At 40.7% G+C, this 24,776-nt stretch carries 21 protein-coding genes and 1 rRNA gene; 19 read left to right on the forward strand and 3 right to left on the reverse strand.

The window, feature by feature from the left end:
• Positions 1–22 precede the first annotated feature (22 nt).
• Positions 23–1,565, reverse strand: a 16S ribosomal RNA gene (locus AACQ49_RS13285).
• A 494-nt stretch (positions 1,566–2,059) separates the two neighbouring features.
• Between AACQ49_RS13285 and AACQ49_RS13290 the strand changes: the two genes are divergently transcribed.
• Together AACQ49_RS13290 and mdtD are read left to right on the forward strand one after the other, a co-directional pair.
• Positions 2,060–2,746, forward strand: coding sequence for a FadR/GntR family transcriptional regulator (locus tag AACQ49_RS13290; RefSeq protein ID WP_004249867.1), 687 nt, complete (start codon positions 2,060–2,062; stop codon positions 2,744–2,746).
• Positions 2,747–2,826: 80 nt separating this feature from the next.
• Positions 2,827–4,224 (forward strand): multidrug transporter subunit MdtD, encoded by a 1,398-nt coding sequence (gene mdtD / locus AACQ49_RS13295; protein ID WP_012368605.1) that lies wholly within the window; start codon positions 2,827–2,829, stop codon positions 4,222–4,224.
• An 81-nt stretch (positions 4,225–4,305) separates the two neighbouring features.
• On the opposite strand, the gene rbsK is transcribed toward mdtD, so the two are convergent.
• Entirely contained in the window at positions 4,306–5,232 is a 927-nt protein-coding gene (rbsK, locus tag AACQ49_RS13300) for a ribokinase (RefSeq protein WP_036971818.1), read from the reverse strand.
• 280 nt (positions 5,233–5,512) lie between these two features.
• On the opposite strand from rbsK, the gene ravA reads away from it, so the two are divergent.
• Together ravA and viaA are read left to right on the forward strand one after the other, a co-directional pair.
• On the forward strand, positions 5,513–7,012 hold the full coding sequence (gene ravA, locus AACQ49_RS13305) for an ATPase RavA (protein WP_004249869.1): 1,500 nt from the start codon (positions 5,513–5,515) through the stop codon (positions 7,010–7,012).
• Positions 7,013–7,019: 7 nt separating this feature from the next.
• On the forward strand, positions 7,020–8,477 hold the full coding sequence (gene viaA / locus AACQ49_RS13310) for an ATPase RavA stimulator ViaA (RefSeq protein WP_004246605.1): 1,458 nt from the start codon (positions 7,020–7,022) through the stop codon (positions 8,475–8,477).
• Here the strand turns inward: viaA and asnA are convergent, their stop codons facing one another.
• Entirely contained in the window at positions 8,478–9,470 is a 993-nt protein-coding gene (gene asnA, locus AACQ49_RS13315; protein WP_004249870.1) for an aspartate--ammonia ligase, read from the reverse strand.
• Between the two features lie 160 nt (positions 9,471–9,630).
• On the opposite strand from asnA, the gene asnC reads away from it, so the two are divergent.
• The 15 genes from asnC to glmS all read left to right on the forward strand — a co-directional run bounded on the left by asnC (position 9,631) and on the right by glmS (position 24,585).
• Complete coding sequence (gene asnC / locus AACQ49_RS13320; protein WP_004246603.1) at positions 9,631–10,092, forward strand: transcriptional regulator AsnC; 462 nt, start codon at positions 9,631–9,633, stop codon at positions 10,090–10,092.
• 100 nt (positions 10,093–10,192) lie between these two features.
• Positions 10,193–10,633, forward strand: coding sequence for an FMN-binding protein MioC (gene mioC, locus AACQ49_RS13325; RefSeq protein ID WP_004249871.1), 441 nt, complete (start codon positions 10,193–10,195; stop codon positions 10,631–10,633).
• Between the two features lie 379 nt (positions 10,634–11,012).
• Positions 11,013–12,911: a tRNA uridine-5-carboxymethylaminomethyl(34) synthesis enzyme MnmG gene (mnmG, locus tag AACQ49_RS13330; RefSeq protein WP_004246600.1), complete on the forward strand. Its 1,899-nt coding sequence runs from the start codon at positions 11,013–11,015 to the stop codon at positions 12,909–12,911.
• On the forward strand, positions 12,908–13,534 hold the full coding sequence (rsmG, locus tag AACQ49_RS13335; protein WP_004246599.1) for a 16S rRNA (guanine(527)-N(7))-methyltransferase RsmG: 627 nt from the start codon (positions 12,908–12,910) through the stop codon (positions 13,532–13,534). The genes mnmG and rsmG overlap by 4 nt, the downstream gene beginning before the upstream one ends.
• A 614-nt stretch (positions 13,535–14,148) precedes the next feature.
• Positions 14,149–14,526 (forward strand): F0F1 ATP synthase subunit I, encoded by a 378-nt coding sequence (gene atpI / locus AACQ49_RS13340; RefSeq protein ID WP_004246598.1) that lies wholly within the window; start codon positions 14,149–14,151, stop codon positions 14,524–14,526.
• Between the two features lie 31 nt (positions 14,527–14,557).
• Positions 14,558–15,382 carry a F0F1 ATP synthase subunit A gene (gene atpB / locus AACQ49_RS13345; protein ID WP_004246597.1) on the forward strand — a complete coding sequence of 275 codons (825 nt, stop codon included), beginning with the start codon at positions 14,558–14,560 and terminating at the stop codon, positions 15,380–15,382.
• Between the two features lie 45 nt (positions 15,383–15,427).
• Positions 15,428–15,667 carry a F0F1 ATP synthase subunit C gene (gene atpE, locus AACQ49_RS13350; protein WP_004246596.1) on the forward strand — a complete coding sequence of 80 codons (240 nt, stop codon included), beginning with the start codon at positions 15,428–15,430 and terminating at the stop codon, positions 15,665–15,667.
• Between the two features lie 61 nt (positions 15,668–15,728).
• Entirely contained in the window at positions 15,729–16,199 is a 471-nt protein-coding gene (gene atpF, locus AACQ49_RS13355; RefSeq protein WP_004246595.1) for a F0F1 ATP synthase subunit B, read from the forward strand.
• Positions 16,200–16,211: 12 nt separating this feature from the next.
• Positions 16,212–16,745, forward strand: a complete 534-nt coding sequence (gene atpH / locus AACQ49_RS13360) for a F0F1 ATP synthase subunit delta (RefSeq protein WP_004246594.1) — start codon at positions 16,212–16,214, stop codon at positions 16,743–16,745.
• 14 nt (positions 16,746–16,759) lie between these two features.
• Positions 16,760–18,301, forward strand: coding sequence for a F0F1 ATP synthase subunit alpha (atpA, locus tag AACQ49_RS13365; protein WP_004246592.1), 1,542 nt, complete (start codon positions 16,760–16,762; stop codon positions 18,299–18,301).
• Positions 18,302–18,358: 57 nt separating this feature from the next.
• On the forward strand, positions 18,359–19,222 hold the full coding sequence (gene atpG / locus AACQ49_RS13370; RefSeq protein WP_004246591.1) for a F0F1 ATP synthase subunit gamma: 864 nt from the start codon (positions 18,359–18,361) through the stop codon (positions 19,220–19,222).
• Between the two features lie 34 nt (positions 19,223–19,256).
• The gene (gene atpD, locus AACQ49_RS13375; protein ID WP_004246589.1) at positions 19,257–20,639 is read left to right on the forward strand and encodes a F0F1 ATP synthase subunit beta; all 1,383 of its coding nucleotides are present in this window, start codon (positions 19,257–19,259) and stop codon (positions 20,637–20,639) included.
• A gap of 21 nt (positions 20,640–20,660) precedes the next feature.
• Positions 20,661–21,077 carry a F0F1 ATP synthase subunit epsilon gene (locus tag AACQ49_RS13380; RefSeq protein WP_004246588.1) on the forward strand — a complete coding sequence of 139 codons (417 nt, stop codon included), beginning with the start codon at positions 20,661–20,663 and terminating at the stop codon, positions 21,075–21,077.
• 150 nt (positions 21,078–21,227) lie between these two features.
• Positions 21,228–22,601 (forward strand): bifunctional UDP-N-acetylglucosamine diphosphorylase/glucosamine-1-phosphate N-acetyltransferase GlmU, encoded by a 1,374-nt coding sequence (glmU, locus tag AACQ49_RS13385; RefSeq protein ID WP_161779087.1) that lies wholly within the window; start codon positions 21,228–21,230, stop codon positions 22,599–22,601.
• Between the two features lie 157 nt (positions 22,602–22,758).
• A complete protein-coding gene (glmS, locus tag AACQ49_RS13390) occupies positions 22,759–24,585 on the forward strand; it encodes a glutamine--fructose-6-phosphate transaminase (isomerizing) (RefSeq protein ID WP_004246586.1) in 1,827 nt (608 codons plus the stop codon).
• Positions 24,586–24,776 lie beyond the last annotated feature (191 nt).

Here is a 24,776-nt window from a genome sequence, read left to right on the forward strand (position 1 = left end):
CACATAACACGTATCTCTTAGGTAAGGAGGTGATCCAACCGCAGGTTCCCCTACGGTTACCTTGTTACGACTTCACCCCAGTCATGAATCACAAAGTGGTAAGCGCCCTCCCGAAGGTTAAGCTACCTACTTCTTTTGCAACCCACTCCCATGGTGTGACGGGCGGTGTGTACAAGGCCCGGGAACGTATTCACCGTAGCATTCTGATCTACGATTACTAGCGATTCCGACTTCATGGAGTCGAGTTGCAGACTCCAATCCGGACTACGACAGACTTTATGAGTTCCGCTTGCTCTCGCGAGGTCGCTTCTCTTTGTATCTGCCATTGTAGCACGTGTGTAGCCCTACTCGTAAGGGCCATGATGACTTGACGTCATCCCCACCTTCCTCCGGTTTATCACCGGCAGTCTCCTTTGAGTTCCCACCATTACGTGCTGGCAACAAAGGATAAGGGTTGCGCTCGTTGCGGGACTTAACCCAACATTTCACAACACGAGCTGACGACAGCCATGCAGCACCTGTCTCAGCGTTCCCGAAGGCACTCCTCTATCTCTAAAGGATTCGCTGGATGTCAAGAGTAGGTAAGGTTCTTCGCGTTGCATCGAATTAAACCACATGCTCCACCGCTTGTGCGGGCCCCCGTCAATTCATTTGAGTTTTAACCTTGCGGCCGTACTCCCCAGGCGGTCGATTTAACGCGTTAGCTCCAGAAGCCACGGTTCAAGACCACAACCTCTAAATCGACATCGTTTACAGCGTGGACTACCAGGGTATCTAATCCTGTTTGCTCCCCACGCTTTCGCACCTGAGCGTCAGTCTTTGTCCAGGGGGCCGCCTTCGCCACCGGTATTCCTCCACATCTCTACGCATTTCACCGCTACACATGGAATTCTACCCCCCTCTACAAGACTCTAGCCAACCAGTTTCAGATGCAATTCCCAAGTTAAGCTCGGGGCTTTCACATCTGACTTAATTGACCGCCTGCGTGCGCTTTACGCCCAGTAATTCCGATTAACGCTTGCACCCTCCGTATTACCGCGGCTGCTGGCACGGAGTTAGCCGGTGCTTCTTCTGCGGGTAACGTCAATTGACAAGGGTATTAACCTTATCACCTTCCTCCCCGCTGAAAGTACTTTACAACCCTAAGGCCTTCTTCATACACGCGGCATGGCTGCATCAGGCTTGCGCCCATTGTGCAATATTCCCCACTGCTGCCTCCCGTAGGAGTCTGGGCCGTGTCTCAGTCCCAGTGTGGCTGATCATCCTCTCAGACCAGCTAGAGATCGTCGCCTAGGTGAGCCTTTACCCCACCTACTAGCTAATCCCATATGGGTTCATCCGATAGTGCAAGGTCCGAAGAGCCCCTGCTTTGGTCCGTAGACATTATGCGGTATTAGCCACCGTTTCCAGTAGTTATCCCCCTCTATCGGGCAGATCCCCATACATTACTCACCCGTCCGCCGCTCGTCAGCAAGAAAGCAAGCTTTCTCCTGTTACCGCTCGACTTGCATGTGTTAGGCCTGCCGCCAGCGTTCAATCTGAGCCATGATCAAACTCTTCAATTAAAAGTGTTTGATGCTCAAAGAAATCGAAAACTTAGCTTATTCATTATATGAATTAACTTGTTAGTCACTCTTCAAGACTTGATACATCTAATTTTTTAGAAGATATCGTCTCTGCGAGTGCCCACACAGATTGTCTGATAATTTGTTAAAGAGCAGTGCAACTATCGCTGCCGTTTCCGGTCTTCTGCGTTGTTGCAAGGATGCGTATATTACGCTATTCCTCTGAAGAGTCAAGAGTTTTTTCAAACTTTTTTCTTTTCTCTTCCCTTTCCGTCGTTGCTGTTGTCAGCTCATCGTCGGTCAGTGGGTGCGCATTATAGGGGCTTCTCAGATTAGCGCAAGTATTTATTTCAATTTTTTTTCTGTTCGCTCTATTTTTCAACAAAACGAATGAAAATGCTCTAATTTTACACTGATAGATTAAAATCCAAACAGCTTTATTGCTATTACTCACGTAATATAGAAAGCAAATTATGGTAAAGGTAACTATTATTATGCAACTAAGCGAACAACGCTCAGCATCCCAAAAAAATCTTTCTTATATTGTTGCTGAAAAGCTAGGTAAACAAATACTTTCTGGATACTACGAACCTGAATCTTTATTACCTGGTGAGATAGAACTCGCTGAACTACTTTCAGTCAGTCGAACTGTTATTCGTGAAGCAATAAAAATGCTAGCTGGAAAAGGTATGTTACTACCTCGCCCAAGAATAGGTACTCGAGTTACGCCAATGCAAAATTGGAATCTATTAGATAATGATTTACTTAATTGGTGGATAGATAGCGGTGAGTTTAATAAGGTGAGTCATTATTTCCATCATGTTCGTTTAGCAATAGAACCTCAAGCCTGTTATTTAGCTGCATTACATGCTTCAGAGACACAAAAAGAGTCGCTATTATTTCTAGCTACAGAAATGCAGCTACTCAAAGATAACTTTAACCGTCAGCATTGGTTAGATATTGATACACAATTTCACTATCTAATCTATCAAGCCAGTGGCAATCCATTTTTTGCTTCTTTTGGTTCTCTTTTTCTATCTGCCTACAAAAAATATTTTGATTTAATTGTTGGCAATGAAACAGTACAGCCTGAAACTCATAATCAAATTGTACAAGCGATTATAGAAGGAGATGGAAATAGAGCGCGTGATCTTTGTTTAATACTATTAATAAATGACTGAGTATTTTTAATACGATTTTATTGTCTTTTTGTTTATACTGGCTAATAAGCTAAATATAAAAGAAAGACGGTATCTGTTACATGTTAAAATCCGCCAAAAATATGTCAGGGTTGCCCTGGATCGCTGCAATGGCTTTTTTTATGCAGTCATTAGATGCGACTATATTAAATACGGCACTCCCTGATATAGCTAAAAGTCTTAATCACTCCCCTCTCGCCATGCAATCAGCCGTAATTAGCTATACTTTAACGGTAGCTTTATTAATTCCTGTAAGTGGATGGTTAGCTGATAGATTTGGGACTCGCAAGATTTTCATTATCGCCGTTTCACTCTTTTCTGGCGGTTCATTATTATGCGCACTTTCTCCTAACCTTGCTTTTTTGGTAATTTCGCGGGTTATACAAGGAATAGGTGGTGCAATGATGATGCCGGTTGCTCGTCTTGCTTTATTAAGAGCTTATCCTCGTAGCGAACTCCTTCCCATTCTTAACTTTGTCACCATGCCGGGGCTTGTGGGGCCAATTGCGGGTCCATTATTGGGAGGGATCCTTGTCACCTATGCTTCTTGGCATTGGATATTTATTATTAATATTCCTATTGGCTTACTTGGTATTTTTTACGCCATAAAACATATGCCTAATTTTACGATGCCAAAACGTAAATTTGACTTACTCGGTTTTATTTTCTTTGGTTTTGGTTTAGTCATGTTATCCGTCAGCCTCGATCTTTTTGGCGATAAAAACATCTCTCGATATATCCCTCTTGCGGTGATTTTAGGTGGCTTCTTTTTACTTGGTCTCTATATCAATCACGCTAAACGCCACCAGCAACCCTTAATACCATTAAATATATTCAAAACACGGACTTTCTCTGTCGGTATTGCGGGTAATATCGCAACGCGCTTAGGAACAGGATGCATTCCTTTCTTAATGCCACTGATGTTACAAGTAGGTTTTGGCTATCCTGCTATTATCTCAGGTATGATGATGGCACCAATGGCTTTGGGCTCTATACTCGCCAAATCCTTTGTGACAAAAGTCTTAGTGACATTTAGCTATCGCCGGACACTATTTGGAATAACCATTATTATAGGTCTGATGATTGCACAGTTTTCCTTACAATCACCTGATATGTCTATTTATTACCTAGTATTACCACTCTTTTTATTAGGTGTTGTCATGTCAATTCAGTTTACTTCGATGAATACTATTTCACTCGCTGACTTAACTGACAATAATGCCAGTTCAGGCAATAGTGTTTTAGCCGTCACTCAACAACTAGCGATTAGTTTTGGTATTGCAGTAAGTGCTTCTATCTTAAATTATTTTGATGCAGAAAATGCCGGCTCTACGGTAGATAACTTCCATTATACTTTTATTACTGTCGGCGCTATCACACTACTCTCTTCATTTGTCTTCTTATTACTTAATAAGCATGATGGTGATAATCTTACTAATAAGAAGAAAAATGAAAACTAATTAGTTGAGATATAAAAATAAAAGAGAGCCTATAGCTCTCTTTTATACGCCACTCTAAATAGCGATAATCTTATTTTTACGCTAGTCATGCTGCGACAAAAAAGCTTCAATTTCATGGCGCCAAGGTACTGACGGTTGTGCTCCTGCACGAGTAACAGCGATAGCGGCGGCTGCATGCGCAAATTTAATCGCCTTCATCATTGGTAAACCTCCTAATAAAGCCGTTATAAAAGCGCCATTAAATGTATCTCCTGCAGCAATAGTATCTATTGCGGTCACTTTAAATGCCGGAACCATCGTTCCTTGATTGTTTTGACTAACCCAAACACCACGGCTACCCAAAGTAATTAAAACGGTTTCTATCCCTTTATCATGTAATATATTAGATGCACGTTGAGCACTTTCATCATCAATAACTTTTACCCCCGTGAGGTATTCAGTTTCTGTTTCATTAGGTGTAATGATATCAACGAGAGATAATAATTCATCAGGTAAAGCCTGTGCTGGTGCTGGGTTTAATATAACTTGCACACTTTCTTGTTTAGCGACTTGAGCCGCTTTTAATACAGAATCTAGAGGTGATTCTAATTGCATAAGTAAAGCATCTGCTTTTTTAATCACCGAGTTATAACGTTCAACATATTCTCTGTTTAACCTTCCATTGGCTCCAGCGTGTATACCAATAACGTTTTCACCTTGCTGATTAACAAAAATCAACGCAACACCCGTGGCTTCATCATCAATTAATTCAATACAATCTGTATCTATTTTATCTGTGATCAGCTGAGCTTTAGCACTTTGACCAATATCGTCATTTCCAAGACAAGCTAAAAAGGTAATATTAGCACCACAACGCCCTGCAGCGACGGCTTGATTTGCACCTTTACCCCCAAAAACCATCTGATACTGATTACCGGAAATAGTTTCACCAGGATGCGGAAAATGAGCAACATTAAGAATATGATCGACATTAACACTACCTAAAATCACTAATTTCTTCGCTTCCATGATATTTCCTTACTATCAAGTGATAATGTTTTAATGCCATTAATTGATGACATGTCGTATTTTAAATCGATCATCTCAGCAACATTAATGAAAAAACGTGATCACCATCGAAACGTTTCGCCAGCAAAACAAAAAAGAACCAAAAGAAGCAGTAGGAAGCTGAATCGATTTTTGTTATAAACGAATTGTGTACTAATTGAATAATTGACTATATGTCATTACTCATTTTTTGATAGTTTCATCTCTATAACGAAAATAAGTACCCTAATTAGGAGCCTTTATGCAACTTGCAGAACGGATCTCACAACTTAGCCAATACCTTGAAACTGGGCTTTATGAACGTCAATCAGCGATACGGCTTTGCTTACTCGCGGCTTTAAGTGGAGAAAGCGTTTTTTTGCTAGGTCCTCCAGGTATTGCTAAAAGCTTAATTGCGAGAAGAATGAAAGAGGCATTTAAACACGCTAAAGCATTTGAATATTTAATGACCCGTTTTTCAACACCTGAAGAAATTTTTGGTCCACTATCCATTCAAGCATTAAAAGATGAAGGAAAATACCAACGTTTAACCGAAGGTTATTTACCTGACGCCGAAATTGTTTTTCTTGATGAAATATGGAAAGCCGGTCCCGCTATTTTGAATACCTTATTAACAGCAATTAATGAACGTAAATTTCGCAATGGCGAAAACGAAGTAAGTATTCCCATGCGTTTGTTAGTTTCGGCTTCTAATGAACTACCTGATTCAGACAGCAGTCTTGAAGCGCTTTATGATCGAATGCTGATTAGAATTTGGTTATCAAAAGTACAAGATAAAAAAAACTTCCGGGCGTTATTAGTTAATAAAGAGGTCAGCGCTTTTCGTATTCCTGAACAACTACAAATTACAACAGACGAATTTTTACTTTGGCAAACAGAGTTAGAAAAAATTACTTTGAATGACCACTTATTCGAATTAATTTATCAACTTCGCGACTCACTCGATAAAAGTGATGCAGCACCTTATGTTTCAGACAGACGTTGGAAAAAAGCGGTTCGTCTATTACAGGCCAGTGCTTTTTTTAATGGTCGTAGTGCGATATCACCTTTAGATCTTATTCTGTTAAAAGATTGCCTTTGGCATGATCAAGCTTCTTTTGCGCTGCTAAATGACTTATTAAAAACACTATTAACAGAACAAGCATACCACCAGCTAACACTTTTACAGAAAATAGAAAATCTGTGGGCTGAATGGATGCAATCGACAAGAAGCAAACAAGATCAACAAGCATTTCGCTTTGAAAAACAAAGTAGTATGTTTGGTAGAAATATACATTTCAAATTATCAGAAAAAATGCAGTCTGATAAATTTACGCTGTTTTTACATATTCCACTGCATATACATAGTATTCAAGTTAACTTTATAACTGTTGAGAAAAAAGCATTAGAAACTTTCTTAGATAAAGGTGATGAACTCTCTGCCAGATTAAATGGTATTGGTTTCCCACAATCTATTAATGCACAAATTCGTCAAGATGGTGTCTTAGAGGTGTTGGATGTTAGTCGCCGAACAACGTCGTTATACCAACAGTCAGAAAGCATCAAAACAGAGCCTATTGAAGATAATCAACAATGGTTAGATAAATTAAAAGATCTCACCCAAGAGATTTATTCTGAACAAGAAAATTTTAATCATCATCAACCTAATATCTTTATTGATAATGATTGGCTCATTTCTATAGAACAAAGCTTTTTGCAATTAAATGAAAAATTATCTCAATTAAGAAGTCAAATAAAGTGACCATGCCATGCTAACACTTTCTACCATCGATATGCTTTTAGCGATAAACGAAGGGCAGCTTATAGAAGAAGTGATTATCACTTTATTAGCTTCTCCTCAATTAGCTGTTTTTTTTGAAAAACACCCAAGATTAAAAAAAGCATTACTAAAAGACATTTATCAATGGAAAAAAAGCTTACAAGAAAAAGTGAAAGAAACACTGGTGCCGACCATCATCGCAGATGAATTTGCACTTTATCAGCAAACGCAATCATTATGTAATGCTGTTTTTAATCAGCAAGTGGACAATATTCTTACAGAACTAAATCAGCTTGATTCTTCATTTGTTATAGAAGCAACACAACTAATAAAAACAAATAAACCTTTTTCTCCAGCTCAACAAGCTCTATTTATTCAACGCTGGCGCATTAGTTTAATATTTCAAGTCACGACATTACATAAAGCACTGTTTGAACAAGAGCAAGAGCAGTTACTTGCAGAACTACAAGAACGCTTAGCATTAAGTGGCAGTTTAAGTAATACATTTTCTGAAAATGAACGGGCTGCAGGCCGTTTATGGGATATGAGCAAAGGCGTTATTACCAAAACCCCCTATGATGAGAAAATTATTCAACGTTATAGTGATTTTCTAAATCAACAACCTGAATTACATAAATTGGCCAGCTTACTGGGGCGAAGTAAAACGGCGAAATCGCTTCCTGAAGAGAGTGTGATTTTTGAATCAATAACAATTGTTGAAAAAGCACCGGATACCACGCCAGAACAAGTAAATGGTATAGGCTTAAGTGATGATATTTTACGTTTATTACCAGCTGAACTAGCTTTATTAGGCATAAATGAAGTTGAGTATGAGTTTTATCGTAAACTCATTGAAAAACAGCTCAATACTTATCGTTTACAGGGTGATAGTTGGCAGGAACGCACAGTATTACGCCCAGTCACTCATCACCTTGATGAAGAACGGCCAAGAGGCCCTTTTATCATTTGTATCGACACTTCTGGCTCTATGGGGGGATTTAATGAGCAATGTGCTAAAGCCTTTGGTTTAGCGCTAATGAAAATAGCACTAGCGGATAACCGTGCCTGTCATGTCATGCTGTTTTCAACAGAAATGATCCATTACCAATTATCTTCTTCTGATGGATTACAAGAACTTGTTAAATTTTTGAATCAAACATTTAGAGGTGGAACTGATTTAGCATCTTGTTTAAATGAGGTAGCAGATAAGCTTAATACCCCCACATGGAAAGACGCTGATGCTGTTGTTATTTCTGACTTTGTTGCCCAAAGGTTACCCGAAAACCTAATCAATAAAATCAAAAAAGTCCAACAGCAACAGCATAATCGCTTCCATGCGGTTACCCTATCCAATTATGGTAAACCCAGTATTATGAAAATTTTCGACCACATATGGCGTTTTGATACTGGGTTAAAAAGTCGATTACTACGACGTTGGCGTCAATAATTACAGCATATCCGCAAAAGCTAAACGGGTGTCTTGTTGCCAAACGCCACATTGTACTTGTCCAATATGCTCTTTTTGCAAAAGTAGCATGACTAAACGTGATTGACCTATACCGCCACCAATTGTTTGTGGCATATCGCCATGCATTAATGCTTTGTGCCAATCTAACTCAAGACGTTGAGTATCATCAGTTAAAGTTAGCTGACGCATTAATGTCTCTGGATCAACGCGGATACCCATTGACGACACTTCAAAAGCATCTTGCAATACTGGGTTCCAAACTAAAATATCGCCGTTCAACCCTGCAAAGCCATCTTCGTTAGGTGTTGTCCAGTCATCATAATCTGGCGCTCTTACATCATGAGCTTCGCCACTTGATAGTTTTCCACCAATACCGATTAAGAAAACAGCACCATATTCTTCAGCTATCGCTTTTTCACGACCTTTAGCATCAAGATCAGGGTAGCGGCGTAACAGTTCTTCAGTGTGAATAAATTGAATTTGATCTGGCAGGAACGGTGTCAGACCAAATTCATCGCTGACGGCTTTTTCAGTTTCTTTTATAGCCTGATAGATTTTACCCACTGTCTGCTTAAGATAAGGTAGTGTACGCTCCTCACCTTCCATCACTTTTTCCCAATCCCACTGATCAACATAGACAGAATGGATTGGCGTTAAGCGATCTTCATCTGGTCTCAAGGCTTTCATATGTGTATAAAGACCTTGACCAGAACTAAATCCAAAACGACCTAATGTTTTACGTTTCCATTTTGCTAATGAATGGACAACTTCAAAGGTAGAATCAGGTAAAGATTTCACTTTAACCTGTACGGCCTTCTCATGACCAGATAAGTTATCTTGAGTTCCATCACCAAGGCGACTTAAGATCGGTCCTTGAACTTCAATCAGGCCTAATTCTTTTTCTAATAAACGTGAAAAATATGATTTAACAAAGCTAATTTGTTGTTGAGTCTGAATGAATGATTTTTCCATTTTTTATATCCCTAGTGGCGATGTTGTGTTTTGCTGAGATAGATTAAGCAACAAAAGTGGGGGTAAATTCAATATACTTCATTAAAAATAGCCTTGCCTATTTAAAATCGTTAAAAAAAACACTATAAAAATGCATTATCATTAAAAACAGGGGGATTTTATGGACAATATTTATCAGATCGATAATCTCGATCGTGACATACTTCACGCTTTAATGGCGAATGCTCGAACACCTTATGCTGAATTAGCTAAAAAATTTGCAGTAAGTCCGGGCACAATTCATGTTCGTGTTGAAAAAATGAAGCAAGCAGGAATTATTACGGGGACACGCGTAGATATAAGTGAAAAACAACTAGGGTTTGATGTTTGCTGCTTTATTGGCATCATTTTAAAAAGTGCCAAAGACTACCATACCGCATTAGATAAGCTAGATAAGTTAGATGAAGTGGTTGAGGTTTATTATACAACAGGTCAATACAGTATCTTTATTAAGGTAATGTGTAAAAGCATCGAAGCGCTTCAAGACGTACTTATCAACAAAATTCAGACTATTGATGAAATCCAATCGACAGAAACCTTGATCTCTTTGCAAAACCCGATAACAAGGACAATCAAGCCATAACAAAAAAAAACTATTTTTTTTTATAACCACATTATCCACAGGTAGATCCCAAGTGATTCACAGCGTACAATAGCGCGTCTTGAACATAAGGAGATCATGAATGAAAAAAGTCACGCTAATTAGTGGCAGCACCATGGGTAGTGCTGAATATGTCGCCGAACACCTCGAAGAGATCTTATCTAAAGAGGGATTTGAGACAGATCTACACCATGGGCCTTCTCTTAATGATCTTCCGCAAGAAGGGATCTGGTTGGTGATCACTTCCACACACGGTGCAGGTGAGATCCCAGATAACCTCCAGCCATTTGCTGACGAAATCTCAGCAGACGGCATTGATCTAAGTAAAGTTTCTTTCGGTGCTGTAGGTATAGGAAGTAGTGAATATGACACTTTCTGTGGTGCGATCAGAACATTAGATCAAAAACTAATAGAAAAAGGGGCTGTTCGATTAGGTGATCGCCTAGAAATAGATATACAAGAACACGACATTCCGGAAGATCCAGCAGAGGAATGGCTTACAACTTGGAAAAATTTACTTTAAATCGAACAAAAAAACAGCAGTCAGATGTGGATAACTATGCTTAAAAGCAGGGGTTAACCCGTAGTTATCCATTGTATAAGCCTATATCCAGAAATGACCTGTGTATAACTCGCTGTTTTGATCCCAGCTTATCAGCATCTAGATCACGGATCATTCACAGTATATGATCCTTTACACTTTTATGATCTTTAAATAGAAAATCCACTTATCCACAGAGGATCGCTTCCTTAATAAAAGATCTAATAAAGAGATCTTTAAATAAAAAGATCTTTAAATAATTACCTGCGGATCATGCTCACTTGTATCTGTCAAAAAGTTGAGTAGAATTCGTTTTCCCAATGCAACACATTCAGCATTTCGTAACATTTAAGGTTCACACATGTTTTATCCAGAACATTTTGACGTCATTGTCATCGGTGGTGGTCACGCCGGTACAGAAGCCGCTATGGCTGCAGCTCGTATGGGGCGTCAAACCCTATTACTGACCCACAATATTGATACTTTGGGCCAAATGTCTTGTAACCCAGCTATTGGTGGGATTGGTAAAGGGCATCTGGTAAAAGAGATCGATGCCATGGGTGGATTAATGGCCACAGCCATCGACCATGCTGGTATTCAATTTAGAACCCTTAATGCAAGTAAAGGGCCAGCAGTAAGAGCAACAAGAGCACAAGCCGATCGCGTACTGTATCGCCAAGCTATTCGTACAACACTTGAAAATCAGCCTAATTTAATGATCTTCCAACAACCCGTTGAAGATCTCATTGTTGAAAATGACCAAGTAACGGGTGCAGTCACTCGTATGGGATTAAAATTCCGTGCTAAAGCGGTAGTTTTAACCGTAGGAACTTTCCTTGATGGAAAAATCCACATTGGTTTAGAAAATTACAGTGGTGGCCGAGCAGGTGATCCACCATCAGTCTCTTTATCACATCGATTAAGAGAATTACCTTTACGTGTAGGTCGCTTAAAAACAGGTACACCACCTCGTATTGATGCAAGAACTATCGATTTTAGTCAATTAGCGCCACAGTTAGGCGATAATCCAATGCCTGTTTTCTCATTTTTAGGTAATGTGGATCAACATCCTGAACAGATGCCTTGCCATATTACTCATACTAATGAGCAAACACATGAAATAATTCGTAATAACCTTGATCGCAGTCCTATGTATGCAGGGGTTATTGAAGGTATCGGTCCTCGTTATTGTCCATCAATTGAAGATAAAGTGATGCGATTTGCTGATCGCAATTCACACCAAATCTTTTTAGAGCCTGAAGGCTTAACAAGCAATGAAATTTACCCTAATGGTATTTCAACAAGCTTACCTTTTGATGTTCAAATGCAAATAGTAAATTCCATGAAAGGTATGGAAAATGCCAAGATCATCCGACCTGGTTATGCGATAGAGTATGACTTTTTTGATCCCCGTGATCTTAAACAAACACTCGAAAGTAAGTTTATCAACGGATTATTCTTTGCCGGCCAAATTAATGGCACTACCGGTTATGAAGAAGCAGCAGCGCAAGGTCTATTAGCAGGTCTTAATGCGGCACGTTATGCTTTTGATCAAGAAGGTTGGTTCCCTCGTCGTGATCAAGCCTACATTGGTGTATTAGTTGATGATCTTTGTACCTTAGGTACGAAAGAGCCATACCGAATGTTTACTTCACGCGCTGAATATCGCTTGATGTTACGTGAAGACAATGCTGATTTACGTTTAACTGAAATTGGTCGTGAACTTGGTATGGTTGATGACAACCGTTGGGCGCAATTTAGTGAAAAAGTCGAATTAGTTGAAAAAGAGCGTCAACGTTTAAGAGATATTTGGGTTCATCCAAAAGCGGATAACCTAGAAGAAATCAATCAATTACTTAAAACGCCACTGTCTAAAGAGGCGAATGGGGAAGATTTATTACGTCGTCCTGAAATGACCTATGAGATTTTGAAAAAGATCCCTCGTTTTGCTCCTGGTATTGATGATTCGAGACCACAAGCGGCAGAGCAAGTTGAGATCCAAGTAAAATACGAAGGTTATATCAATCGTCAACAAGAAGAGATTGAAAAACAACTGCGTAATGAAAGTGCTGCATTGCCTATTGATATCGACTACAAACAGGTGAGTGGATTATCAAATGAAGTCATTGCCAAACTAAACGATCACAAGCCAACTTCAATAGGTCAGGCATCGCGGATCTCCGGTGTGACACCTGCAGCTATCTCAATTTTACTTGTTTGGTTAAAAAAACAAGGTTTATTACGCCGGAGTGCATCATGAGTGACTTACTTAATCGGTTAAAAAAGCTGGCAAAGCAAGCCAATATTGAGTTAACTGATGTTCAAGCCCAAAAATTAACCGCTTATGTTGCTATGCTCGATAAATGGAATAAAGCATATAATTTGACCTCTGTCAGAGATCCTCAACAGATGCTTATTCGTCATATCTTAGACAGCATAGTTGTGAGTCAATACCTTGAAGGAAACAACTTCATAGATGTTGGTACCGGGCCTGGATTGCCCGGTATTCCTTTAGCAATAATGCGTCCCGATCACCACTTTGTGTTACTTGATAGCTTAGGTAAACGCGTTCGTTTTATGAAACAAGTTCAGCATGAATTAGCTCTGCATAATATCGAACCTGTGCAATATCGAGTTGAAGAGTATCAAGTAGAAAAACCATTTGATGGTGTGATTAGTCGTGCTTTTGCGTCGATGAAAGATATGCTTTCTTGGTGTTCACATTTAGTCACTGAAGAACACGGGCGTTTTTATGCATTAAAAGGGCAAATTCATCAAGAAGAACTTGATGAGCTTTCTGAAAATGGTTTAAAGATGCCTGAAAAGGTGATTAATTTAGCGATCCCCGAATTGAATGAACAGCGTCATCTGGTTATTTTTTAAACTGTAGACGGCTATTCATCGGCTTCTTTTTTCATTTTTTGTGCTTTAGCGATAACATTTACAATGTTATCGCTATTTACTTTAAGGGATAAAATAGCGTCATTCCATAGTTACCCATATTTTACAATTAAGTAACAAATAATTATCTTTTTATTTAATTGCCTGTATTCCCCTCATTTTTTTATTTTTCTTTCTAAAATAAATTAATAAATTTATGCATTCTCAAAAATATTTAATTTATTTAATTGAAAAATCATTAATTATTTTTCTTTTTGGCTGTTTTTGTTCAGAAAAAGGCAGTTATTTGTTAACTCTATTATAATTTTTATGAAATAAAATTTATTTATATACTAATTTATGTGTTCTAGATCACATTATTTTTTCTGTTTATGCTGATTATTTTTGCGCTTTTTGTTGCTAATCATTTTCCATAAATGGAACCTTCATAAAAAATTTAAATTATTCTTCACTTTTTCGCTACTTATTGATTGAATTCATTGCCACGCCCCGTATAATTTGCTCGTTTTTGTCACTTGACACTTTATAGCAAAGACAGTTTGATACATTATTCAGTAATACCTTTTACGATAGCGAGTCTGGAGAATACAAACGTCATGTCTGTCTCCCTCTACAGCGGGAAAGTTGCACTGAAACTGTTATTTTTGCAGTTTATGACTTTTGTTATTCTCAGTGCGGGTTTCTACTTTAAGAGTACAGACTGGAGCTTTTCTGCTTTTTTAGGTGGAATTGCATGTTGGTTACCCAATATTGCATTTTTATTATTACTACGCTTACAAAAAGTAGATGAAAATGAAGCTTCAGTTCGCATAAACTGGCTTTTTGCTTTCAGTGAAGGGTTGAAGGTTATATTATCAATAGCCTTGCTGATAGTTGCTTTAGGAGTGTTTAAAGCGGCATTTGCACCACTGGTCATGACCTACTTAGCGGTGCTTGTTATGCAGGTCGTTGCACCAGCCGTCATAAACGGTTAGCGTTTTTAACAACAAAAGGGTAATTGGCATCATGTCTGCATCAGGAGAAGCATTAACCACTAGAGACTACATAGGTGGACATCTGAATAACCTTCAGTTGGACCTACGTACTTTCGAGTTGGTCAATCCCCATGCTGAAAATACGCCATCATTCTGGGTGTTAAATATTGACTCACTTTTCTTCTCTGTACTCATGGGGCTTTTGTTCCTATGGATATTTAGAAAAGTAGCAGTAAAAGCAACCAGTGGCGTACCGGGAAAATTCCAGACTGCAGTAGAAATGGTCATTGGTTTCGTTGATAGCAGCGTTCGTGATATGTATCACGGGAAGAGCAAAGTCATTGCACCTTTGGCATTGACTGTGTTCGTTTGGGTGCTGTTAATGAATGCCCTGGATTTATTACCAATTGATTTTATCCCATATATCGGTGAACACATCTTAGGGTTACCAGCGTTACGCATCGTTCCGACTGCTGACGTGAGTATCACTCTTTCGATGGCAATTGGTGTATTTATCCTGATTCTCTTCTACAGCATTAAGATGAAGGGCGTAAAAGGGTTTACTAAAGAGCTGACGTTACAGCCTTTTAATCACCCTGTATTTATTCCAATCAACTTAATTCTGGAAGGGGTAAGCCTGCTATCAAAACCTGTTTCACTCGGTCTTCGACTGTTTGGTAACATGTATGCGGGTGAACTGATCTTTATTCTTATTGCTGGTCTGTTACCGTGGTGGTCACAGTGGTTATTAAGCCTACCTTGGGCGATATTCCACATACTGATTATTACGTTACAAGCCTTTATTTTCATGGTTCTAACGATTGTTTATCTGTCGATGGCATCTGAAGAACATTAATTATTAACTCTTTAAAGAAATAACTGAAACAAACTGGAGACTGTCATGGAAAACCTGAGTATGGATCTGCTGTACATGGCTGCCGCTATTATGATGGGTTTAGCTGCAATCGGTGCTGCAATCGGTATCGGAATCCTCGGAGGCAAATTTTTAGAAGGTGCTGCTCGTCAGCCTGATCTGATCCCTCTTCTGCGTACACAGTTCTTTATCGTTATGGGTCTGGTTGACGCCATCCCAATGATTGCTGTGGGTCTGGGCCTTTACGTGATGTTTGCTGTCGCCTAATGATGGTGATGAGCAGTAAAAACATCAAGTTAGTTAATAACCAAGAAAGAGGTATTGTGCTGTGAATTTAAATGCAACAATCCTCGGCCAGGCCATCGCATTTGTCCTGTTTGTTTTGTTCTGCATGAAATATGTATGGCCACCAATTATGGCGGCCATTGAAAAACGTCAAAAAGAAATTGCTGACGGTTTATCTTCTGCAGAACGTGCGAAAAAGGACTTAGATTTAGCGAAAGCCGATGCAGGCGAACAGTTAGCGAAAGCAAAAGCTGAAGCACAAGCAATCATTGAGTCTGCGAATAAACAACGCACTCAAATGATTGAAGAAGCTAAAGCTGAAGCAGAGCAAGAACGTAGTAAGATCGTTGCACAAGCTCAATCCGAATTGGAAGCAGAGCGTAAACGTGCTCGTGAAGAACTTCGTAAACAAGTCGCTATGCTGGCTATCGCTGGTGCCGAGAAAATTATTGAACGTTCCGTGGATGAAGCTGCTAATAGCGACATCGTTGATAAACTGGTCGCTGAACTGTAAGGAGGGAGGGGCATGTCTGAAATAGCAACGGTAGCTCGCCCCTACGCCAAAGCAGCTTTTGACTTTGCTGTGGAAAACCAGGCTGTCGATAAATGGCAGGTTATGCTGGCATTCACCGCTGAAGTTGCACGCAATGAGCAGGTAACCGAATTACTTTCTGGTTCTTTAGCATCAGAAAAACTGGCTGACATCTTTATCGACCTTTGTGGCGATCAAATTGATGAACATGCTCAGAACTTAATTCGTGTTATGGCTGAGAATGACCGTTTATCAACATTGCCGGAAGTATTGAGCCAATTTATTCAATTGCGCGCAGTACTCGAGTCAACGGTTGATGTTGAAGTCACTTCTGCCATTGAGCTAACTAAACAGCAGCTAGCTAACATTTCTGCAGCGATGGAAAAACGTCTATCACGCAAAGTGAAGCTGAATTGCAAAATTGATAAGTCCGTTATCGCAGGCATGATTATACGCGCCGGTGACCTTGTCATCGACGGTAGTGTTCGTGGCCGTTTAGAGCGATTAACTGACGTCTTGCAGTCTTAAGGGGACTGGAGCATATGCAACTGAATTCCACTGAAATCAGCGAACTGATCAAGCAGCGCATTGCTCAGTTCAATGTAGTGAGTGAAGCTCACAATGAAGGTACGATTGTTTCCGTTAGTGACGGTATCATTCGTATCCACGGTTTAGCCGAAGTTATGCAGGGTGAAATGATCGCACTGCCGGGTAACCGTTTCGCTATCGCATTAAACTTAGAGCGCGACTCTGTTGGTGCGGTTGTGATGGGTCCTTATGCTGACTTAGCAGAAGGCATGAAAGTTAAATGTACAGGTCGTATTCTGGAAGTTCCAGTTGGCCGTGGTCTACTTGGTCGTGTAGTTAACACACTGGGTGAACCTATTGATGGTAAAGGTGCTGTAGAGCATGATGGCTTCTCACCTGTTGAGATGATTGCTCCAGGTGTTATCGACCGTCAATCAGTCGACCAACCTGTACAGACGGGTTATAAATCCGTTGACGCCATGATCCCAATTGGTCGTGGTCAGCGTGAATTGATCATCGGTGACCGCCAAACAGGTAAAACTGCTCTGGCTGTCGATGCGATTATTAATCAGCGTGACTCTGGCATTAAATGTATTTATGTCGCTATCGGTCAGAAAGCATCGACTATTTCGAACGTTGTTCGTAAATTAGAAGAGCATGGCGCGTTAGAAAACACCATTGTTGTTGTTGCTTCTGCATCAGAATCAGCAGCGTTGCAATACCTTGCTCCTTATGCGGGTTGTGCAATGGGTGAATACTTCCGTGACCGTGGTGAAGATGCTCTGATTATTTATGATGACCTGTCTAAACAGGCTGTCGCATACCGTCAAATTTCACTGTTACTTCGTCGTCCACCTGGACGTGAAGCTTACCCTGGTGACGTTTTCTATCTGCACTCCCGTTTATTGGAGCGCGCAGCGCGCGTTAGCGCTGAGTATGTAGAAAACTTTACTAACGGTGAAGTTAAAGGTAAAACCGGCTCACTGACTGCGTTACCTATTATCGAAACGCAAGCAGGGGACGTTTCTGCATTCGTTCCTACGAACGTAATCTCTATTACCGATGGTCAGATCTTCTTAGAATCTAACCTGTTTAACGCAGGTATCCGTCCAGCTGTTAACCCAGGGATCTCCGTATCTCGTGTAGGTGGTGCAGCTCAGACTAAGATTATGAAGAAACTTTCTGGTGGTATCCGTACTGCACTAGCGCAGTATCGTGAGCTGGCAGCATTCTCTCAGTTCGCTTCAGATCTGGATGATGCTACCCGTAAACAATTGAACCACGGTCAGAAAGTGACTGAATTGCTGAAACAGAAACAGTACGAACCAATGTCTGTCGCACAACAGTCTTTATCTCTGTTTGCTGCAGAACGTGGTTATCTGGAAGATGTTGAAATTTCAAAAGTTGTGCCATTTGAAGCGGCTTTATTAGCTTATGCTTCTCGTGAACATGCTGATTTACTGAAAGAAATCAACCAGACCGGTACTTATAACGAAGAAATCGAAGCGAAGCTGAAAGGCGTGCTAGACAACTTCAAAGCGACTCAGTCCTGGTAATAACTATTCGGCCTAATAATGATCATTAGGCCGTCTGGTTCATGAGGAGAAGCAGAAATGGCCGGCGCAAAAGAGATACGTTCGAAGATCGCCAGTGTGCAAAACACACAGAAGATCACTAAAGCGATGGAGATGGTCGCCGCGTCGAAAATGCGTAAAACGCAGGAACGCATGGCAGCCAGCCGTCCTTATGCAGAAACCATGCGCAGTGTGATTGGTCACCTTGCGTTAGGGAATCTGGAATATAAACATCCATACCTCGAAGAGCGTGAAGTTAAACGTGTCGGGTACCTGGTTGTTTCGACCGACCGTGGTTTGTGTGGTGGTTTGAACATTAACTTGTTCAAAAAACTGCTGGCAGACATGAAAGAGTGGTCTGATAAAGGTGTAGAAGTAGATTTAGCCCTTGTTGGTTCTAAAGCCGTTTCATTCTTTGCCTCTGTAGGTGGGAATGTTGTCGGTCAAGTAACAGGTATGGGGGATGATCCGCAACTATCTGACCTTATCGGCCCAGTCAATATCATGTTGCAGGCTTATGACGAAGGTCGTTTAGATAAACTGTATGTGGTGGCAAATAAGTTCATCAATACCATGGCCCAAGAGCCTAAAATTCTGCAAGTTTTACCATTACCACCAGGTGATGATGAAGAACTGAAAGAAAAATCTTGGGATTATCTGTACGAACCTGATCCTAAGACGTTACTGGATACTTTACTGCGTCGTTATATTGAATCGCAGGTTTATCAGAGCGTCGTAGAGAACTTAGCGAGTGAGCAGGCAGCACGAATGGTCGCGATGAAAGCCGCTACAGATAACGGTGGTAATCTGATTAAAGAACTGCAATTGGTGTACAACAAAGCACGCCAAGCAAGCATTACTCAGGAACTGACAGAAATTGTATCTGGTGCAGCCGCGGTATAACAGCTAGGTTTACGAATTACGTAGAGGATTCAAGATGGCTACTGGAAAGATTGTCCAGGTAATCGGCGCCGTAGTGGACGCCGAGTTCCCTCAGGATAGCGTCCCTAAAGTATACGACGCTCTTGAGGTTATGAATGGTAAAGAAAAACTGGTGCTGGAAGTTCAGCAACAGTTAGGCGGTGGTATCGTTCGTTGTATCGCAATGGGTACATCAGACGGTTTAAGCCGTGGCTTAAAAGTTGAAGATTTAGGCCACCCAATTGAAGTACCAGTAGGTAAAGCGACTTTAGGACGTATCATGAACGTTCTGGGTACACCTATTGATATGAAAGGTGAGATTGAAACCGAAGAGCGTTGGTCAATCCACCGTGAAGCACCAACTTACGAAGAGTTATCAAACTCTCAAGAACTGCTTGAAACCGGTATCAAAGTTATGGACTTAATTTGTCCATTTGCTAAAGGTGGTAAAGTCGGTCTGTTCGGTGGTGCGGGTGTTGGTAAAACAGTTAACATGATGGAATTGATCCGTAATATCGCGATCGAGCACTCAGGTTACTCTGTATTTGCTGGTGTTGGTGAGCGTACTCGTGAGGGTAATGACTTCTATCATGAAATGACAGATTCTAACGTTCTTGACAAAGTATCGTTAGTTTACGGTCAGATGAATGAGCCACCAGGAAACCGTCTGCGTGTTGCACTGACTGGTCTGACTATGGCTGAGAAATTCCGTGATGAAGGCCGTGACGTACTGTTATTCGTCGATAACATCTATCGTTACACCTTAGCCGGTACAGAAGTATCAGCACTGTTAGGTCGTATGCCATCAGCGGTAGGTTACCAACCAACATTGGCTGAAGAGATGGGTGTTCTGCAAGAGCGTATCACTTCAACCAAAACAGGTTCTATCACCTCTGTTCAGGCGGTATACGTACCTGCGGATGACTTAACTGACCCATCCCCAGCAACCACCTTTGCTCACTTAGATGCGACAGTGGTACTGAGCCGTCAAATTGCTTCGTTAGGTATCTACCCTGCGGTTGACCCACTGGATTCAACCAGTCGTCAGTTAGACCCACTGGTAGTTGGCCAAGAGCACTATGATGTTGCTCGTGGTGTTCAGTCTATCCTGCAACGTTATCAGGAACTGAAAGACATCATCGCTATCTTAGGTATGGATGAACTGTCAGAAGAAGATAAACTGGTTGTTGCGCGTGCGCGTAAGATCCAGCGCTTCCTATCTCAGCCATTCTTCGTTGCTGAAGTATTTACCGGTTCACCAGGTAAGTTCGTTTCCCTAAAAGACACTATCCGTGGCTTTAAAGGTATTCTGAACGGTGATTATGACCACCTGCCAGAGCAGGCGTTCTACATGGTTGGTACTATCGAAGAAGCAGTAGAAAAAGCTAAGAAGCTTTAATACGGCTGACGGGAGGTTGATATGGCCGATACATCGTTCCACCTGAAAGTTGTCAGCGCTGAAAAGCATTTATATGACGGCGAAGTCAAACATATTCAGGTAACTGGTAGCGAAGGTGAGCTCGGTATTTATCCGCAGCATACCCCGTTATTAACTGCCATAAAACCGGGCATGGTACGTGTCGTAAAAACATCGGGTGAAGAAGAGTTTATCTACCTTTCAGGTGGTATTCTCGAAGTTCAGCCTACAGGCGTCATTGTACTGGCAGATACAGCTATCCGTGGTCGTGATTTGGATGAAGCGAAAGCGTTGGAATCTAAGCGTAAAGCTGAAGAACACATTCAATCCTCTCATGGTGATGTTGATTATGCTCAAGCATCAGCAGAATTAGCCAAAGCGATTGCAAAACTACGTGTAATCGAATTGACTAGACGCTAATGTAAATAGGCAGTCCATGAATAAAAAGCCAGTTAGTTATAGCTAACTGGCTTTTTTGCTTTCAGAAATATTTTGTGTAACGAAATATGTAGTATTATTTGGCATAAACAGGTTTACTTGCCATTCTTTACGGGAGTTATCAGGTTAATTATGTCTAATTCAGCTAAAAGTGTTGTTATTCTTGCTGCGGGAAAAGGTACCCGTATGTATTCACAGTTACCTAAGGTTCTTCATAAACTTGCGGGCAAATCCATGGTGCAACATGTCATTGATACCGCAAAATCCCTTGGTGCTCAACAAACCCACCTTGTTTATGGGCACGGTGGTGAACTTATGAAAGAAACATTAGGTTCACAACCTGTCAATTGGGTGCTACAAGCTGAGCAATTAGGTACCGGTCATGCTATGCAACAAGCCGCACCTTTCTTTGCTGATGATGAAGATATCCTAATGCTTTATGGTGATGTACCGCTTATCACTAAAGAAACCTTAGAGCGTTTAATTGCGGTAAAACCTGCTGGTGGCATTGGTTTATTAACCGTTATTTTAGATAACCCTATGGGGTATGGCCGTATTGTTCGCGAAAATGGCGATGTTGTTGGTATCGTAGAGCAAAAAGACGCCTCTGAAGAACAATTAAAAATTAAAGAGATCAATACAGGTATATTGGTTGCTAATGGGGGCGATTTAAAACGCTGGTTAGCGAATCTTGATAATAACAATGCTCAGAAAGAGTACTACATTACTGATATTATTGCGCTTGCACACCAAGAAGGTCGTAAAATCGAAACTGCTCACCCTACTCGTCATAGCGAAATGGAAGGGGTTAATAACCGCTTACAACTTGCCGCATTAGAGCGTATTTATCAAACAGAACAAGCTGAACGCTTATTACTTGAAGGGGTAATGTTACTTGATCCGGCTCGTTTTGATTTACGAGGTACGCTAACTCACGGAAAAGACGTGGTGATTGATACTAACGTTATTATTGAAGGTGAAGTCACTTTAGGTAATAACGTTGAAATTGGTACGGGTTGTGTACTGAAAAACTGTGTGATCGGTGATGGTTCGATTATCAGCCCATATACGGTGATCGAGGATGCAAATTTAGCGCAAGAGTGTACTGTTGGGCCTTTTGCTCGTCTTCGCCCCGGCGCACAGCTGGCAGACAAAGCTCATGTTGGTAACTTTGTTGAGATGAAAAAAGCCAGTTTAGGCGTTGGCTCTAAAGCGGGTCATCTTACTTATTTAGGTGATACAGAAGTGGGTGCTAATGTGAATATTGGCGCTGGCACTATCACTTGTAACTATGACGGTGCAAATAAATTTAAAACTATCATTGGTGATGATGTGTTTATCGGCTCTGATACTCAACTTGTTGCCCCCGTTTGCGTGGCCAATGGCGCAACAATTGGTGCAGGTACAACATTGACAAAAGATGTCAACGAAAACGAATTAGTCATTAGCCGAGTGAAGCAAACACATATCTCTGGCTGGAAACGTCCGGTGAAGAAAAAACAATAATTTTAAGATAAGGGCGTATATTTCATTATCGCCCTTTTCTTGTACGCTATTATTCTAAAAACAAAAATATCCCCGTTTTCTACCATGGCTTGGGGAACAAAATAATCAGGTATAAAGACATCAAGTGCGAAAAACGCACAGTTTTAGGAATAACACAATGTGTGGAATAGTAGGTGCAGTTGCACAACGCGATATCGCAGAAATCTTAATTGAAGGTTTACGTCGTTTAGAATACCGCGGTTATGATTCAGCGGGGTTAGCTGTTGTCGATAATGATTGTCATATGACACGTCTGCGTGAAGTTGGCAAAGTACAGATGCTGGCAGAAGAAGCAGAAAAAACACAAGTTATTGGTGGTACAGGTATTGCTCATACCCGTTGGGCAACCCATGGTGAACCTTGTCAAGATAATGCTCATCCTCATGTCTCCGGCACTATTGCCGTGGTACATAATGGGATTATTGAAAACTACCAAGAGCTAAAAGCTGAGTTAATTAACCGGGGTTATCAGTTTGCCTCTCAAACTGATACTGAAGTTATTGCTCACTTAGTCAATTGGGAACAGCGCCAAGGCGGCACATTACGTGAAGTCGTACAGCGTGTGATCCCTCAATTACGTGGTGCTTACGGTACTGTCATTATGGATAGTCGTACACCAGAGCTATTAGTGGCAGCACGCTCAGGAAGCCCTCTGGTCGTAGGTCTTGGTGTTGGCGAAAACTTCCTTGCTTCTGACCAACTGGCTTTATTGCCTGTTACTCGCCGCTTTATCTACCTTGAAGAAGGCGATATTGTCGAAATTACTCGTCGTCATGTGCATATTTATGATGTTAATGGCGAAGAAGTTAATCGTGATATTATTGAATCGAATGTGCAATATGATGCGGGTGACAAAGGTATTTATCGTCACTATATGCAAAAAGAGATCTACGAACAGCCTTTAGCCATTAAAAACACCCTTGAAGGGCGTTTAAAAGCAGAAAGTATTGATCTTAGTGAGTTAGGATCTAAAGCACCAGAGATCTTATCTCAAGTGGAACATATTCAAATCGTTGCCTGTGGTACATCTTATAACGCAGGTATGGTATCGCGTTATTGGTTTGAATCTTTAGCGGGGATACCCTGTGATGTGGAAATTGCATCAGAATATCGCTATCGCAAACCAGCGACTCGTCGCAATAGTTTACTGATAACCTTATCTCAATCGGGTGAAACGGCAGATACTCTGGCGGCATTACGCTTATCAAAAGAGTTAGGTTATTTATCATCGCTGGCAATTTGTAATGTGGCTGGCTCTTCTTTAGTTCGCGAATCTGAATTTGTGTTAATGACTAAAGCAGGGGCTGAAATTGGGGTTGCATCAACCAAAGCCTTTACAACGCAACTGGCCGTTTTATTAATGCTAGTGGCCTATATGGGACGCATTAAAGGTGTTGAAGCCCTTGAACAACAAGTTGCAATGGCGCTGCATGCACTACCGAGCCGTATTGAAAGTATGTTGTCGAAAGATAAAGTGATTGAAGCTTTAGCAGAAGACTTCTCAGAAAAAAGTCATGCACTCTTCTTAGGCCGTGGTGATCAATATCCAATAGCGGTAGAAGGCGCATTAAAGTTAAAAGAGATCTCTTATATTCATGCAGAAGCTTATGCGGCTGGTGAATTAAAACATGGACCTCTTGCTTTAATTGATGCTGATATGCCCGTTATCATCGTAGCGCCAAACAATGAATTATTAGAGAAATTAAAATCTAATATTGAAGAGGTGCGCGCTCGTGGTGGTTTACTGTATGTGTTTGCCGATCAAGATGCTGGCTTTGAAGAAAGTGAAACAATGAAACTAATTTCTCTGCCTCATGTTGAAGAGTTAATTGCGCCAATTTTCTATACTGTACCATTACAGTTACTTTCTTATCATGTGGCGTTAATTAAAGGGACTGATGTCGATCAGCCTCGTAACTTGGCTAAATCAGTGACTGTTGAGTAATATTATTTAATAGTTTATTGCCAATTTTGTCCCGTATCTTAATTTTAGGTGCGGGGCATTTTTAACTCACTATTATTTTTAAGTTCTTTGTTATTAAAAAACATTACAAAGATAAATACGAGTGTAAAAAGTGAATAGATTAAAAATCACGTAAGTTTTTATTTTTTATCAGATAAATATATTATTACTAT

It is taken from the genome of Proteus sp. G2675, from assembly GCF_963886535.1.
GTDB lineage: Bacteria > Pseudomonadota > Gammaproteobacteria > Enterobacterales > Enterobacteriaceae > Proteus > Proteus mirabilis.